General features: G+C 37.5%; 13 protein-coding genes. 2 read left to right on the top strand and 11 right to left on the bottom strand.

What is annotated here, in order from left to right:
- Positions 1–4 precede the first annotated feature (4 nt).
- The 6 genes from gvpN to GS400_RS02270 form a co-directional block, all read right to left on the bottom strand.
- Complete coding sequence (gvpN, locus tag GS400_RS02295) at positions 5–898, bottom strand: gas vesicle protein GvpN (RefSeq protein WP_160098653.1); 894 nt, start codon at positions 896–898, stop codon at positions 5–7.
- Between the two features lie 18 nt (positions 899–916).
- A complete protein-coding gene (gvpO, locus tag GS400_RS02290; protein ID WP_160098651.1) occupies positions 917–1,186 on the bottom strand; it encodes a gas vesicle protein GvpO in 270 nt (89 codons plus the stop codon).
- 64 nt (positions 1,187–1,250) lie between these two features.
- Complete coding sequence (gene gvpA, locus GS400_RS02285; protein ID WP_160098649.1) at positions 1,251–1,520, bottom strand: gas vesicle structural protein GvpA; 270 nt, start codon at positions 1,518–1,520, stop codon at positions 1,251–1,253.
- Positions 1,521–1,541: 21 nt separating this feature from the next.
- The gene (gvpQ, locus tag GS400_RS02280) at positions 1,542–2,132 is read right to left on the bottom strand and encodes a gas vesicle protein GvpQ (RefSeq protein ID WP_160098647.1); all 591 of its coding nucleotides are present in this window, start codon (positions 2,130–2,132) and stop codon (positions 1,542–1,544) included.
- A 468-nt stretch (positions 2,133–2,600) separates the two neighbouring features.
- Positions 2,601–4,421: a YhgE/Pip domain-containing protein gene (locus tag GS400_RS02275; RefSeq protein ID WP_160098645.1), complete on the bottom strand. Its 1,821-nt coding sequence runs from the start codon at positions 4,419–4,421 to the stop codon at positions 2,601–2,603.
- Between the two features lie 2 nt (positions 4,422–4,423).
- Positions 4,424–6,421 (bottom strand): efflux RND transporter permease subunit, encoded by a 1,998-nt coding sequence (locus tag GS400_RS02270; RefSeq protein ID WP_160098643.1) that lies wholly within the window; start codon positions 6,419–6,421, stop codon positions 4,424–4,426.
- Positions 6,422–6,637: 216 nt separating this feature from the next.
- Here GS400_RS02270 and GS400_RS02265 point away from each other — a divergent pair, with 216 nt between their 5' ends.
- Positions 6,638–7,204: a TetR/AcrR family transcriptional regulator gene (locus GS400_RS02265; RefSeq protein WP_160098641.1), complete on the top strand. Its 567-nt coding sequence runs from the start codon at positions 6,638–6,640 to the stop codon at positions 7,202–7,204.
- A 108-nt stretch (positions 7,205–7,312) separates the two neighbouring features.
- Here the strand turns inward: GS400_RS02265 and GS400_RS02260 are convergent, their stop codons facing one another.
- Positions 7,313–8,230, bottom strand: coding sequence for an aldo/keto reductase (locus GS400_RS02260; protein ID WP_160098640.1), 918 nt, complete (start codon positions 8,228–8,230; stop codon positions 7,313–7,315).
- Positions 8,231–8,440: 210 nt separating this feature from the next.
- Between GS400_RS02260 and GS400_RS02255 the strand changes: the two genes are divergently transcribed.
- Positions 8,441–9,331: a fructose bisphosphate aldolase gene (locus GS400_RS02255; protein WP_160098638.1), complete on the top strand. Its 891-nt coding sequence runs from the start codon at positions 8,441–8,443 to the stop codon at positions 9,329–9,331.
- A gap of 162 nt (positions 9,332–9,493) precedes the next feature.
- Here the strand turns inward: GS400_RS02255 and GS400_RS02250 are convergent, their stop codons facing one another.
- The 4 genes from GS400_RS02250 to GS400_RS02235 all read right to left on the bottom strand — a co-directional run bounded on the left by GS400_RS02250 (position 9,494) and on the right by GS400_RS02235 (position 14,084).
- Positions 9,494–10,798, bottom strand: coding sequence for a UDP-glucose dehydrogenase family protein (locus GS400_RS02250; protein ID WP_160098636.1), 1,305 nt, complete (start codon positions 10,796–10,798; stop codon positions 9,494–9,496).
- Positions 10,799–10,813: 15 nt separating this feature from the next.
- Positions 10,814–12,121, bottom strand: a complete 1,308-nt coding sequence (locus GS400_RS02245; RefSeq protein WP_255454185.1) for a glycosyltransferase family 39 protein — start codon at positions 12,119–12,121, stop codon at positions 10,814–10,816.
- 238 nt (positions 12,122–12,359) lie between these two features.
- Positions 12,360–13,298 carry an FTR1 family iron permease gene (locus tag GS400_RS02240; protein ID WP_160098632.1) on the bottom strand — a complete coding sequence of 313 codons (939 nt, stop codon included), beginning with the start codon at positions 13,296–13,298 and terminating at the stop codon, positions 12,360–12,362.
- Positions 13,299–13,325: 27 nt separating this feature from the next.
- The gene (locus GS400_RS02235; protein ID WP_160098630.1) at positions 13,326–14,084 is read right to left on the bottom strand and encodes a hypothetical protein; all 759 of its coding nucleotides are present in this window, start codon (positions 14,082–14,084) and stop codon (positions 13,326–13,328) included.
- Positions 14,085–14,096: the final 12 nt, after the last annotated feature.

Raw genomic sequence — 14,096 nt, 5'->3', positions numbered from 1 at the left:
ACATTCACTCCGTTCTAACCTTCTTGATCTCAGTAATCAGTTTGCTTTTCATCTTTTCCTGATAGGATTTTTTAACACAAGATTGTAACGGAAACCAAGTTATATCAAAGCAAAGCATTAGAAACTCCTTATGATCCCCTTGGATTGGTATCTCGTACCGCTTAGATATTTCAGCAATCTTTAAGGAAGCTCTTAAGCTTAGACCAGATACTTGTTCCTTAATAGGACAAAGACTTCTTACGCTGTTTACAAATGACACAATAGCTTTTGCCTCTGCTTTAGATATTTGCGTTTTCCTTTGAACCGTTGCCACTTCCGTTTGTTGATCTAAATTTTCAATCGGGATCGTGACCATACGATCTAACAAGGCATCCTGAGACCGAAATACACCTGCATATTCAGATGGATTACTTGTGAAAATAATTGAAAACTCTGGGTGAACATTTATATAAGACTCAGTACGCTTCGTTCCGTAAAGCGGAAGAATGTTTTCTTCTAAAATAGAAAGGAAGAGATTATTCGTTTCAGGTTGAGATCGAGTAAATTCGTCATACACAAGGGTGTACCCATTCTTCACGGCTTCATAGAGTCTCCCTTCATTCCAAGACTCTGATAGATTTTCTTCTTCTTTATACACAGATCTCACAAAGTTATCTTTCGTCTTTTGCCTTGTGTATCCATTAAAGGCACCTATAAGATCTTCATTGGACATCTCTTTATTGCCACTTATAAACATAATTGGTCTATCAAGCTGCTTGGCAATATGTATGGCTAATGTTGTTTTACCAACCCCTGAAGGGCCAGTAAAGTGTATGGGATACCCTATGGAAAGATATCGTAAAGAACGGTTCATTATCCCCTGATGAAACTGGTCATATCCTTCTCTCAATTCATTCATTTCCAATGTCCTCCGAAACTACGATTGTTCCTCAAGGTCACTTCGGTAACGTAAACTTAACCTAGAAAAACCTGTAATTTCCATTTCTTCATCGATATAGACTTCATATAGTCCAACCATTTCATCCTGAGCGTATTTCTTCATATAATCCCTTTCTTCAATAACTTCTAATGTTATTCTCCATCCCTCTTCCTCATCTTGCTTTTCAACTGAAATGATCTTATGGGGAGGAGCTATATGTTCATTGAAAAATTGGCTTACTGTATCCATGATCTTCATGATCTTCACGACCACCCTCACCCTTTACAATTTTTATATAGGAGGAGCCAGAATGATTTCTGACCCCTTAGATTTAATTGCTAAATTGACTGCGTTCGTTTTGTTGACCTGAGATTCTTCCTCCAAGTCCTTCTTCTTCAACTTCATCTCTCAGTAAACCAACAGCTTCTGCATAACGTAACCAGGTATCAACACTTGCAATAACAACACGTGCTTCGACTGTCACTAACTCAATACCTACAACAGAAACACGAGCGAATGCATCAATGACAACACCTTTATCAAGAATACGATCAATAACTTCTGCTAAACTGGAACTGTCTGTCGACTTTTGAACGGCCATGTCCATTCTCCTTTCTCTACCTTAAGAATGAAGCGTATCAGATGGGTGTTTAATATCTCTTGGACCTTTAATGTTCGTAGAGCTTTTGATATTCACTGAACTTTTTAACTGTTGTGCCCCTTTGATATCACTCGCTCCATAAATTTGACCACTAGATTTGTCATTTAAATTTTCTGATAGGTCCTCTCCAGTTTCTTTTACATCTGAGAGCTTTTCACGAAATGTTAAGAGTTTGTCTTGTAATTTCTCTTTTACTTCTTGTGCTTTTGAGTGCACTTTCTTAGCATTCTCATCCTTAGCTTCTTGTAGATTTTCTGAAGCCTTATTGACCTTCTTCTGTAATTGCTCCTGGAACTGCTCTCGCATTTCATCAGTTATCTCATCCTGCATTTCATCCTCAGCCATTTCTTTGGCTTCGAATGGATCATCTGCACGCCGAAACAATTGAGACGTGCTAGGAAACTGTTCCTTCAAGGATGAAATGGTATGATGAGCACCCGATTTGATCTTCCTTCGAACTTTAGGTACAAAAAGAGGAGATGCAACGAGTGCTAAACTACCGGTCAAAACCTGCACTTCTTTATTGTTTTTGACTTTCCGGTTAACCTCCATTTCACTACTCCTCTCGTAAACAAAATCTCATACTTAATTGTTCTCCGTATGATACTTGTCTTTTTACCCAAATCATTGAAAACTAGAAACTGGGTGAAAAGTGTGAGATCGGATATATTTCAAACATTGTAATGGAATTATTTATAGCTTTACTCTTTTATAACGTTGATACGAGTGTTTTCTGCACTGAACGCCCTTTCATCATTGCAAAAGATTTACAAAAAAGATTCGTCTTAAAAATAAAATACATGTGAAAATATATTTATGTTGATGAGGTAAAAAGTAAGGTATTAAGGCTTACCAAAATGGTTGGGAGGGTATTATTTCCATGATCCTTGATTACTAGATGTGGAAGAAAGAAACGAAGATAGGGCATAAAAAAATCATACGTAAATAAAGAGGGAGTCTGCTCTCTTTTCTACGTATGATCCATCGTTACATTGGCAACTCGATACTAGACTTTACATCCTACCTGAACAAAGCTAGTAAACGATCCCAGAATCCTTGTTTCTCTTTTTCCTGCGGTTCCTCTTCTTTTTCTTCTACTTTCTTAATGCTTTCTGTTTTAATAACAAATTGCACAGATGTCACTTTTTCATTCTTAGTAGAAACAAATGAAACAGGATCAAAATCAGACTTATCGAATTCATTGACCATCTGATCAATTTCTTTTTGCATTTGCTCTGGTAAATCACTAGTTGAAGATGCTAACTCTGATGTTCCGTTATGGAGTTCAGCTGAACCATTTTCCAGTTCCTGCGTTCCTTTCGTCAATTCGGCGATACCGCCATGAATTTCACTATATGATGTAGACAGTTCATTTACTCCATTCGTATAATTCTTTAGACCAGAATGGAAATCATTATAGTTGGAAGACAGAGCCTGAAGACCTTTCTGTAATTCTTTCATTGATTGGTCCACATTCATGTTTTCCAGGTTGTTACCCAGGTTATCTGCCATAGTGGTGAGACTAGCGCTCATTTCATTTAGTGATCCAGCACTTTTTTCTAAGGCAGGACCTACAGCGTTAAATGCTTCCTTAACACTTTCATAGGTTTTTTTCGTTTTTTGAGCTGCCTTATACGTTTCTACTAGTTGGTCAACGACTTTCTGGTCTGCACCACTCTTGTATAAAGCCTGAATGTCCTTCTCTGAAATATTAGAAGCAGGAATACTTTCAATGGATTGACTCAGTGCATTTTGAGATTGGCTGTATTGATCTTCAAGATTGGTAAGGCCTTTTTCTGTTTCCTTTAACCCTCCTGCAAGTTGACGCAACCCATCTTCCATCTTTTTGAAATCACTAAGATTCATATCACTTGAACCCTTGTTGATGGATTCGCTCATTTGCTGAAGAGATGCATGAATAGATGCAGATCCTTCAACTAGATCCGCAGAGCCATTACTAAGTTCATTGATCCCATTTTTATATTGTTCAGAACCGTTGTACAGACTAGCTACCCCATTGTTCAGTTCTGTTATCCCATTCTTAAGCTCTCCGACACCTTTGTTAATTTCTGAGGTGGCATCAGATAAAGAATTCATATCCTTTTTCATCTCTCCCACATCCGGTTTATCGATGGACATGGAGGATGGGATCGCTGCAAATTCAATACTTTCCATTTCGAAATCAGTTACATCCGAAGTTAGCGTAAAGCTCCCTTGTTTTTCAGGCATAACGGTAAAGGTTACTTGTCTATCTTTGCCCGCATTGACCACTGTTCCATTTGGAGCTTTCATATTTTCATAGATCTTTGAATCTAATTTTAGAGTAATTTGTAATAGGTAATTATTGAAAAAGATTGGGTTTGCCTCTTTATTTTGCGCTGTATCTATTTGGATCTTGAGGCCACCATCTTTTCCCAACAGTTCTTCAGGCGTTAATGTCTCACCGTTCAATGTATAAGAGACATTGATATCCCATGGTAGAGATTGATCTTCTAAGTCTCCTTGGTAATAAAACTCATCTTCTTTTGCGGTTAATTCTATGCGACCGTTATTTTGTTCGATCTTGGTCAGGTCCGTTAGATTTTGAACACTCATATAAGGTCCATAATCGACGATTTTCCCTGGTTCTTTAATATTGAAATTGTTCACGACATACATCTCTTGTTGATCACCGGTGGCATTCAATTTCGCATAAACGACTTCATGCTTCTCAGAAAATGATCCCTTTCCAAGAGCTTCTGTATCTTCTGAGGAAGAATCATTTTTCTCTGCCGAAACAAGAAAGGATGGCATCACAAGAAGAAACGCCATGAATACAGCTATGATACGTTTAAATTTCATCATCATTTCCCCTTAAAAAAGTTTGCTTTCCATGTTGTTTTTTCAATAATCCAATCCAGTACAACCAACAGAGCAGGCAAGACGATGGCCACCATTAAGAATGCTAGCAGCGCTCCTCTTCCTAATAATAATCCGATTGATGCTACGATCGGGTTGGTAGATGTGATCCATAAAATAAAGCCAACACTGGATAATATGGAAGCTGATACGAATATGGCGAAAATCTTGTCATCGATCGTTTTCTTAATCGCCTCCATGGCTGGCATTTCTTTTCTTAGGTTATTGTAGTTTTCCGTGAAAAGAATAGCGTAATCCACAGTAGCTGCTAGCTGGATTGTACTGATGAGCAAATAACCCACATATACAAGAGGCGTATCCATAAAGTATGGAAATGCCAAGTTGATCCACACAGAAGCTTGTATAGTCAGCAACAGGACAATAGGTATTGATATCGAACGGAATGTAATCAAAAGTACTATGGTAACGGTAATAATCGTCAACCAATTGACTAATTTATTGTCGTCTTGAACGATATTCTTCATATCATATAAGGTCACACTCTCACCCAGTAAATGGGTCTCCTTATAATAGGAGTCAACTGTATCCTGAACCTGTTCAATTAACGAAAAAGCTTTCTCCCCTTCAGCGTCTGTTTCTGTATAGAGCGTAATTCGTGCATAATCATCAGAATAAAACTGTTCTGTTAGTGATTGATCTAAATAATCTGGCGGGATTGCCGAACTTACCATATTGACATAGGAAAGCACGCTCGAAACATTCGGAAGATCTTCTAAATCTTGTACAAGCTCTTCCTCTTTTGCTCTGTCTCCTTTTGATACAAGCAGTACCATCGGCATATTTTTCCCAAACTCTTCTTGAATGGCAGCTACATCTTGGCCTGCTCTTGTGTTTTCCGGATGCTCACCGGTTCCATATATGAATGTTGTATTGTTCTGAGCTAGAAATGCTGGGACGATCAAGAGCAATACAAGTACTAATACTGGAATTCTAAATTTCATTACGCGCTTGCCGATATTTTTAAAGTCCGGAACAAACTGTCGATGCTTCGTGCGATCAATCCAGTGATAAAACATCACTGTCAACGCAGGTAAGAAGACCATAACACTAATGAAACTCAATAATATTCCTTTTAATAGGTTGAGGCCTAAGTCAGCACCGATCCCAAAGTCCATAAATGTCAGGGCTGTAAAACCGAAGAATGTTGTCGATGCACTGGCAATAATAGCCGGGAATGACCTTTTCATTGCAAGCTGCATCGCTTCCTTAGGATTTGAAATCTCTTTACGGTAATCAGAAAAACTATGAAGCAGGAATATCGCATAATCCAATGAGACCGCAAGCTGTAATATAGGTGACACCGACTGTGTTACAAAGGATACTTCACCAATGAAGATGTTGGTCCCTAAATTGATTACGACAGAAACACCGATTGCTGTTAGAAAGAAAACGGGTTCCATCCAGGAGTTCGTAGATAACACTAAAATCAAAATAATAATTGGAACCAATAAGGCCCCAGCATACATCGATTCGCTGCCGGCCATCTTCTGTGAAGTTGCCGTATTGACCGCTTCACCTGCCACCGCATTTTCTTTCCCGATTAATTCATAGATTTTGTCGGTGGCTTCCACTTCAAATCCTTCTTGAATGTGTATAGAGTACAAGGCTGAATCATTTTCATAGTAAGACTCTACCGTATCCTCATTTGCCATTTGCAGAGGCACTTTCAGATCAACAATATCATCAAGCCACATCACAGAGCTTACTCCGTTTATCGCCTCTAGTTCTTCTTTATAGTTTAATGCCTCTGTAACCGAGACATCTCGGATCATGACACGCGCATTCTCTACAGGTTCATCAAACTCCTCTTTCATCAAATCCATCGCCTGCATCGATGGAGAATCTTTCGGGAGATAATCAACCATATTATAATTGACTGATACAGCGAACTGCGCAACCGCACTGATCAGCGTGATGATCATAAATGTGATCACAATACTTTTTTTATGCTTAATAATTCGACCTGTTAAATCGATATGACCTCACCCTCTCTTGCAAAGACCGACCTTACATTCTACTATTGTATTGACACCGTGTTGGATATACAACAAGCAGTTTTGTAAATTACGTCAGTTCCCCAACACATCTCCTATATTGTGTTGGATTGTAACAAAAATGTAATAAAAGGAAGGGTAAGGATGAACGAGAAATTAGACAGACGTAAAAAATATACACGAAGAGTGCTGAAGGAAAGCCTAGTTACATTGCTTGCCCAAAAGTCAATCTCGGAAATAACCGTTAAAGAAGTTTGCGAAATTGCAGATATCAATCGCTCCACCTTCTACACGCATTATTCCGATCACTATGACTTACTAAGTAAAATTGAAGAAGAAATAACCGAGGATATGAATGAGTATTTGCATAGTTACAGCTCTGAATTAGAGGAAGAGTCCATTCAAATGACTCAGAAAATACTAGAATATATCACAGAAAATAAATTCCTGTTTCAAATTCTCTTAAATAAGGAAGCAGCCCCCTCCTTCGAGAAAAGGTTGATGGATTTGACTAAAGGCTTCATGATGAACTATTCAATAGGTAACAATGCTTTAAAGAAAGAAGCGTCGGAGTATATAAGTACATTTGTTATCAGTGGAGCTATTCATGTCATTAAAGATTGGATCGAGAATGATATGGATCAATCGCCTAAGGAAATGGCTGTAATGATTAATAACTTTATTAATTACGGTTTTTCCTATTTGGATTGATGAGACTAGTTAATCGTTTCATTTATGTATTTAAAAAAAGCTTCTTACTTGGTTTTTAAACCTGAGTAAGAAGCTTTTTTAAAATAAGGCGAGTTGACCTTCATATCATTAAGGCAGATCATTCCCCGCTGCACGATACAATTCGTACCATTCTTCTCGTGAAATTTTAATATGGGAAGCTGCAGCGATATCTTTTAAACGTTGCGTATTCATCGTTCCAACAACAGGCTGGATCTTAGCAGGATGACGTAAAATCCAAGCAATGGCCATAGCCGAGTCGGTAACACTGTATTTTTCAGCGAGCTCCTGAAGCTTCGCATTGACTTCAGGGAAAGCCTCATTTCCTATAAATGGTCCTTCAATCATTCCGTGCTGAAAAGGGGACCAAGCCTGAATGGTAATATCATTTAAACGGCAATACTCTAATGCATTGCTAGCCCTAACAATGGATGGATCGTTTTGCATATTCACATTGAAACCTTCATCAATCATAGGAGTATGAACGAGGCTTAGCTGCAATTGATTAATGATTAAGTCCTCACCTAGGTATTTGCTCATCAATTCCATTTGCATTGGGTTCTGATTACTCACTCCAAAGTGACGAACCTTCCCACTTTCTTTTAACGTTGCAAAGGCTTCAGCTACTTCTTCTGGCTCCATCAGTGAATCTGGACGGTGAAGAAGAAGCGTGTCTATGTAATCTGTTTTTAACCGTTGAAGACTACCTTCTACAGATTCCAAAATGTGTTCTTTAGAGAAATCAAAGAACCCTTTTCGTATTCCACATTTCGTTTGAAGTTTAATGTTTTCTCTTGCATCATCATTCATTTGAAATGCCTCAGCAAACACGGATTCGGATTCTCCACCTCCATAAATGTCAGCATGATCAAACAAATCGACACCTTGTTCGATCGCATTACGAATGACATTTGATGCTTCCTCTTTAGACAATTTATTCATTCTCATACAACCTAGAGAAATTTCGCCAACTTCAAGATCACTTTTACCTAATTGAATCTTATTCACAAACGTACACTCCTCTTTCAATGTTTCATTCATTTTAACACCCTAATAAATCAAAGGGATAGAGAAAACTCTCCTAGTGCCTGTGGTCGAAAAATTTGGGGAGTAACCCCAATCGTATGAAAAGTCATAAATAAAGAATAATGTTAAGATAGGCATAGAAAGGGAAATATAACAATGGATTCTTCAGATTAAATAAAGGAGTGGTGAAAGATGAACACAACTCAGTTTGACAAGATCAAAAATGGAAATGGATTTATCGCAGCGCTTGACCAAAGCGGAGGAAGTACGCCTAAAGCATTAGCAGACTATGGTGTTCCCGAAGATGCTTATTCTAATGAAGATGAGATGTTTGACCGCGTTCACCAAATGCGTACAAGAATCATTACCTCCCCTGCTTTTGATTCTGAAAAAATTCTAGGGACCATCCTATTCGAGCAAACGATGGACCGAGAAATAGAAGGAAAATATACAGCTGATTATCTTGCGGATAAAGATATAGTCCCGTTCCTTAAAGTAGACAAAGGACTTGCGGAAAAAGAGAACGGTGTACAGATGATGAAGCCAATTCATGACCTAGATGAAACACTACGTCGTGCAAATGAACGTAACATTTTTGGTACGAAAATGCGCTCGGTTATCCACGAGTCAAACCAAAGTGGTATTGAAGCTGTTGTAGACCAACAGTTTGAAATTGCTAAACGCATTTTGGATTATGACCTCGTCCCTATCATCGAACCTGAAGTGAACATTAAAAGTGAAGATAAAGAAAAGTCAGAAGAGATTCTTAAAAATGAAATCCTTAAACACCTAAACAATTTATCAAAAGACGAAAATGTGATGCTGAAGCTCTCCATCCCAACGAAAGCAAATGCCTTTAAAGAATTAATCGAACATCCACGCGTCGTACGTGTTGTAGCACTATCTGGTGGTTACTCTCGCGAGGAAGCAAATGAAAAGCTAAAAGAAAATGAAGGCTTAATTGCAAGCTTCTCCCGTGCATTAATTGCTGACTTAAATGCGAATCAATCAGATGAAGAATTTAATAACTCCATGAAGCATGCTGTAGATAAGATTTATGATGCTTCGGTAAATAAGCGATAGCATTAAAGAGCCACTCTAGAATCTTTAGGATTCTGAGTGGCTTTTTTAGTACACTTTTCCCCAATTCTACAACACACATTTTAAAAGGGAATACTTTCTAGTGATGGTTAATATATGAAATTTATTCTTACCAGTGTTCTTAGGTCCTCTATACTTAATCGCTCATAAAATGGTTTGTCGCCCAATAGAATAATATTCAATATTGTAATCTTTCACATCTTCCAACGGGAAACAATTCCTCCCGTCAAAAACGATAGCATGTTTCATCAAGGTTTCATACTCACTTAATGAAAACCTCTTGATTTCATCCCACTCTGTTAAAATAAAGGCAATATCAGCACCATCTAGGGCATTTTTTATTGAATGTGTATAGAACACACTTTTAGGTAATTGTTGCTTCGCATTCTCTGTAGCATAAGGATCAAAAGCTGTCACAAAAGCAGATTCTTCTAACAATCGTTTCACAACCACCAATGATGCCGCTTCTCTTACATCATCTGTGTCAGGTTTATAAGCAAGTCCTAGCACAGCAACTTTTTTCCCTTTAAGACTTCCTAGACGCTTTTTCGCTTTATCTACTAATGAAATCTGCTGGTGATTATTCACTCTGATAACTGCTTTCAATAATTCGAAGTCATGCTCAACGCCACCTGCTAGATGAACCAAAGCGCTTGTATCTTTCGGAAAACATGAGCCTCCATAACCGATTCCTGCTTGTAAATAATGATGACCTATTCGCTTATCTAATCCCATTCCATAAGCAACCTCTTCAACGTTGGCATCCACCTTTTCACATATATTTGCAATTTCATTAATAAAGCTTATTTTTGTTGCTAAAAAGGCATTTGATGCGTACTTAATCATCTCCGCATTTCTAATGTCCGTTACGAAAACGGGAATCCCAAAAGCAGAATTAATTTCTTTTAATACAGAAGAAGCTTGATGATTTTCTGCTCCAATCACAATACGATCTCCATAAAATGTGTCATGAATGGCAGAGCCCTCACGTAAAAATTCAGGATTGTGTACTACATCAATCTTTACTTCATCATTTATAAGAGATTGAATGAGCTCTTTTACATATTCAGTCGTCCCTATTGAGACTGTGCTCTTTGTGACAACTATAGCGTTTTTATTTATGTTTACTGCAATATCCCTGGCCGCCTGCTTGACATCCGTTAAATCAGGTGTACCATCTGAATTTTGCGGTGTACCAACTGCAATATAAATAACTTCTGCATTCCGAATCCCCTCATTATAATCAGTTGTAAAAAAGAGTTTCCCCTCATCTATATTTTTCTTCATTAATTCTTCTAAACCAGGTTCGTGGATTGGGGATATACCTGAGCTCATTCTTGCTACCTTATTTCTATCGGTGTCTAAGCAAGTAACCTGGTGTCCTATTTCAGCAAGACAAGAACCCGTCACCAAACCAACATACCCTGTCCCTACTATGGCAATATTCAAGAATCCGCACCTCTTTTAGTCACTAATCCATTCATAAAGGTAAAGGTTATTATATACTGGGTCAAAGAGATCACTTGAGTGAAACTCACTCACTTTTCGGACATGATCACGTATATTATACCCTTGTATTTCAAAACCTCTCAAAACATGATCTGTTAGGAACACTCTTTTATCCTTATTATAAGCTAACCTATTTTGAAACTGTTCATAGGTATATATTTTGTTATACGAGTAATTTACCTTAAGGTATTCCATTACCCTTGATTCTTCCCAAGTATAAATCACAAAAGGTTCATCAATTTTAGTCAAATAATTCGATAACTGGTAAACAGCTGGAGGATTTGTTGCTTTTTCTTTGACTAGTGTTATACCTATCCAAGATTGAACCATAATGAGAGCAAAACAAAAAGTAAGGAACAAAATCCTCATTCGTCCTCCGAAGCTCCAAAGAATTAGATAAACTAAAAAAACAATTACAGGAGCGATATGTCTTGGTTTATCAATATTTTGTGCAAAAAGAACCCACACAAAGTAAAAAACACATACGAGAAGAACCCACAGATTAAACGTGTCTACCTTCTTGGTTTTTGTTATATGGAAAACCGATAAAAGAATGAGTCCTCCGTATAAACAAGCAATGATCCATGATTCAGCCAATAATGTTTTCCATAGTAAATTATAAACCAAAAGGGTATATAACCTTTTCCATATAGGCATGGAATCCGCTGTAACTGCACCGCCCCATTCAGTAAAATGACCGGTAACAAACCCAAAAGCTAGCTCAGTGAATAGGCTAATACCTCCCGTAGAAATAACCAAAGCTATTACCCAAATTAATTGAAAGCTAATGGCTATTAATAGCTGCTTAAGAATAAAAAGAATATAGTATTGTTTTGTCTTAAATCGTTTTCGTTCATACCACCAAATCAATAATAATCCTAGACCAAATGGTAAGTAAGATAACCGAATCCCCATTAAAATACTAAATAGTAAAAGAGGTAGTAACCCCCAAATACTTCCGGGCTTCTTATATGACTGGTATAAACTCCATACATACCAACATAGAACTGATATTGCAGCAGCCTCACTCATTACCTCCGTACTTAGCACCCAAATATAGCTTAGGGAGTGTATTAGTGCAACAAATAGTAATGTTGTGACTGATGAATATTTGCGCTTGAATAGAAGGTAGATTGGAATTATCGAACTTAAGGTTAGGATACTATTGAAAATGGAGAGAGATTGTAAAGGATCACCTAAGAAGGGGTGAAGCAACATTCCACCCAGAATAAAATATGGATATCCAGGAAAATGCGGTTGCATGGTAAAGAGGTCAAATTCAGTCACACCTAATGCAAAATCCACCTGGTCCCAAGACCTTGCATAGGAACTTGCATATTGGATTCGGAGAATAAATGTGTAAATTACAAATATGAGAAAAGTCATCCAGGCGATTATCCTCTTCCATTTCTGTTTTCTACGTTGGCTAATATCCATTTCACACACCCTTTTTTACACAAAACAAGGCGTAATTTGAATTACGCCTTGTTTAAAAACTGGTTTATTTAATATTTGGTCCTGCTACTTGCTTTGGATAAGAAGTTTGCATTTTTTGCTGTGCTTCCATTTGTTTTACAGAATCGTTGTTATTTGCTTTAACTAAGAGGTATATGACAATAAAGTACCCTATATAGCCAACGATCTCTTCAATAGAAGGCATAGAGGAATAACCAAATAGAGCTTTTAGGAATATCCCTATATCTCCTGAGAAAATAGGAGCTGTTCCTGTATCACGCAGGAAATGCGCATAATCAATTGGGTGTTCAGGAAGAAGCCAGGTGATATCATAAACATGAGGCATTACGCTTCCAATGATTTCTATGTCTTGCAGCATAGAAATCCCTTGTACTAATAATCCAGCAGCAATCATAACAATGAAAGCTCCAGTCACTTTGAAGAAAGACTTTAATGGGACTCGCATTGTTCCTTTAAAGAATGCGTAACTTACAGTAGCAGCTATAACCGCACCTGTAATGGCACCCCAACCTTCAAAACCTTTCCCGATATCTCCACCAGTAATTGCAGCAAAGAAAAAGACTGTTTCTACACCTTCACGAAGAACGACTAAGAAAGAGTGAATAACCATTCCGATTATATTACCAGTCGTTACAAGTTCCCCCATCTTGCCTTCCATTTTTCCTTTTAAGTTTTTACTATGTTTAGCCATCCAAAATACCATTTGAGTTAATAATAAGGATGAAGCAAACATAATACTTACTTTCAAGTATATTTCACTTCCCATGGCAGCAAAGCTAGTAAAAACGACCTGGAATAACATGGCGACACCTACACTAGCTAGAACAGCAAGCCCGGCGCCAAGCCATACATACTTAGAATATTTACTGTTTTCTGTCCTCTTCAGATAGGTTGTTATAATCCCTATAATTAAAAGGGCTTCTAACACTTCACGAAAAGTAATTAACAGTGCCTGAATCTCCATGATTACACACCTCTTTAAGTCTTAAAATCATTTCCTCTTTCTTAAAAAGTATAGAACAACCACCATTATAATGGCCCCTAAGAATAGGAGTGGCAACCAGTTCTTCAAGTCAGAAAAATCCGTGTACCCATCATTCTTCACTTGACCTGCACTGTCATCCTCTGTGGCACTCTCTGTAAAGTGACCAATGCGATATTCCTCAATATTAAATGGTTTTTTTAAATTATCGAGTATAAAAGATTTACTAGTAAGGAACTGTTCTTTATCTGACTCTTTCTCTCCGACTCCAAATAAACCTGGGTTTCCGAGTGATTCTAATGCTAAATCAAAATGGTCTTTTATTTTCTTATCTAGCTCAGGATACTCGTCTGAAACAGCTGGCGAAAGCGTTTTGTATGTAGCAAATCCTTTAGCCAACAATTTTTTACTCGTATCATAATTATTAAAATTTTTCTCTATTGCATTTAAGCGTCTTGATATATTAAAAGCTAATAACTTTTGCATATGTTCTATCGTGGCTTCTTTATCCTCATTTTCAATTGCATTCAATACTAATTTTGAAGCTTCTTCACCCATATGCATATCTACTTCTTCTTTTACCGTATTATATAAAGCTTCAGCTTCCTCAAAATTAGGAGGTGACTGATTCAGCTTCGTTAACATTTTCTCATATACTTGTGCAATTTTTTCTTTACTTGGATCACCATAAGTGTAAGCAGATACATGCGGTTGTACAGAAAATGTTAGGAGAATTATAATTATTGATAACAAACTAATTTTCTTCATATTTAGCATCTC

This window comes from Pontibacillus sp. HMF3514 (genome assembly GCF_009858175.1).
Classification (GTDB): Bacteria; Bacillota; Bacilli; order Bacillales; family BH030062; genus Pontibacillus.
The sequence above is the reverse complement of the archived record's forward strand: the minus strand, read 5'-3'. Positions and strand labels throughout refer to the sequence as shown.

Excerpts from the sequence above, each read along its gene's own strand:
- GS400_RS02265 (WP_160098641.1), top strand. The coding sequence starts at position 6,638 with ATGAACGAGAAATTAGACAGACGTAAAAAATATACACGAAGAGTGCTG.
- gvpQ (WP_160098647.1), bottom strand. The coding sequence starts at position 2,132 with ATGGAGGTTAACCGGAAAGTCAAAAACAATAAAGAAGTGCAGGTTTTG.
- gvpN (WP_160098653.1), bottom strand. The coding sequence starts at position 898 with ATGAATGAATTGAGAGAAGGATATGACCAGTTTCATCAGGGGATAATG.
- GS400_RS02270 (WP_160098643.1), bottom strand. The coding sequence starts at position 6,421 with ATGATCATCACGCTGATCAGTGCGGTTGCGCAGTTCGCTGTATCAGTC.
- GS400_RS02255 (WP_160098638.1), top strand. The coding sequence starts at position 8,441 with ATGAACACAACTCAGTTTGACAAGATCAAAAATGGAAATGGATTTATC.
- GS400_RS02240 (WP_160098632.1), bottom strand. The coding sequence starts at position 13,298 with ATGGAGATTCAGGCACTGTTAATTACTTTTCGTGAAGTGTTAGAAGCC.
- GS400_RS02245 (WP_255454185.1), bottom strand. The coding sequence starts at position 12,121 with ATGCAACCGCATTTTCCTGGATATCCATATTTTATTCTGGGTGGAATG.
- GS400_RS02275 (WP_160098645.1), bottom strand. The coding sequence starts at position 4,421 with ATGAAATTTAAACGTATCATAGCTGTATTCATGGCGTTTCTTCTTGTG.
- GS400_RS02235 (WP_160098630.1), bottom strand. The coding sequence starts at position 14,084 with ATGAAGAAAATTAGTTTGTTATCAATAATTATAATTCTCCTAACATTT.
- gvpA (WP_160098649.1), bottom strand. The coding sequence starts at position 1,520 with ATGGCCGTTCAAAAGTCGACAGACAGTTCCAGTTTAGCAGAAGTTATT.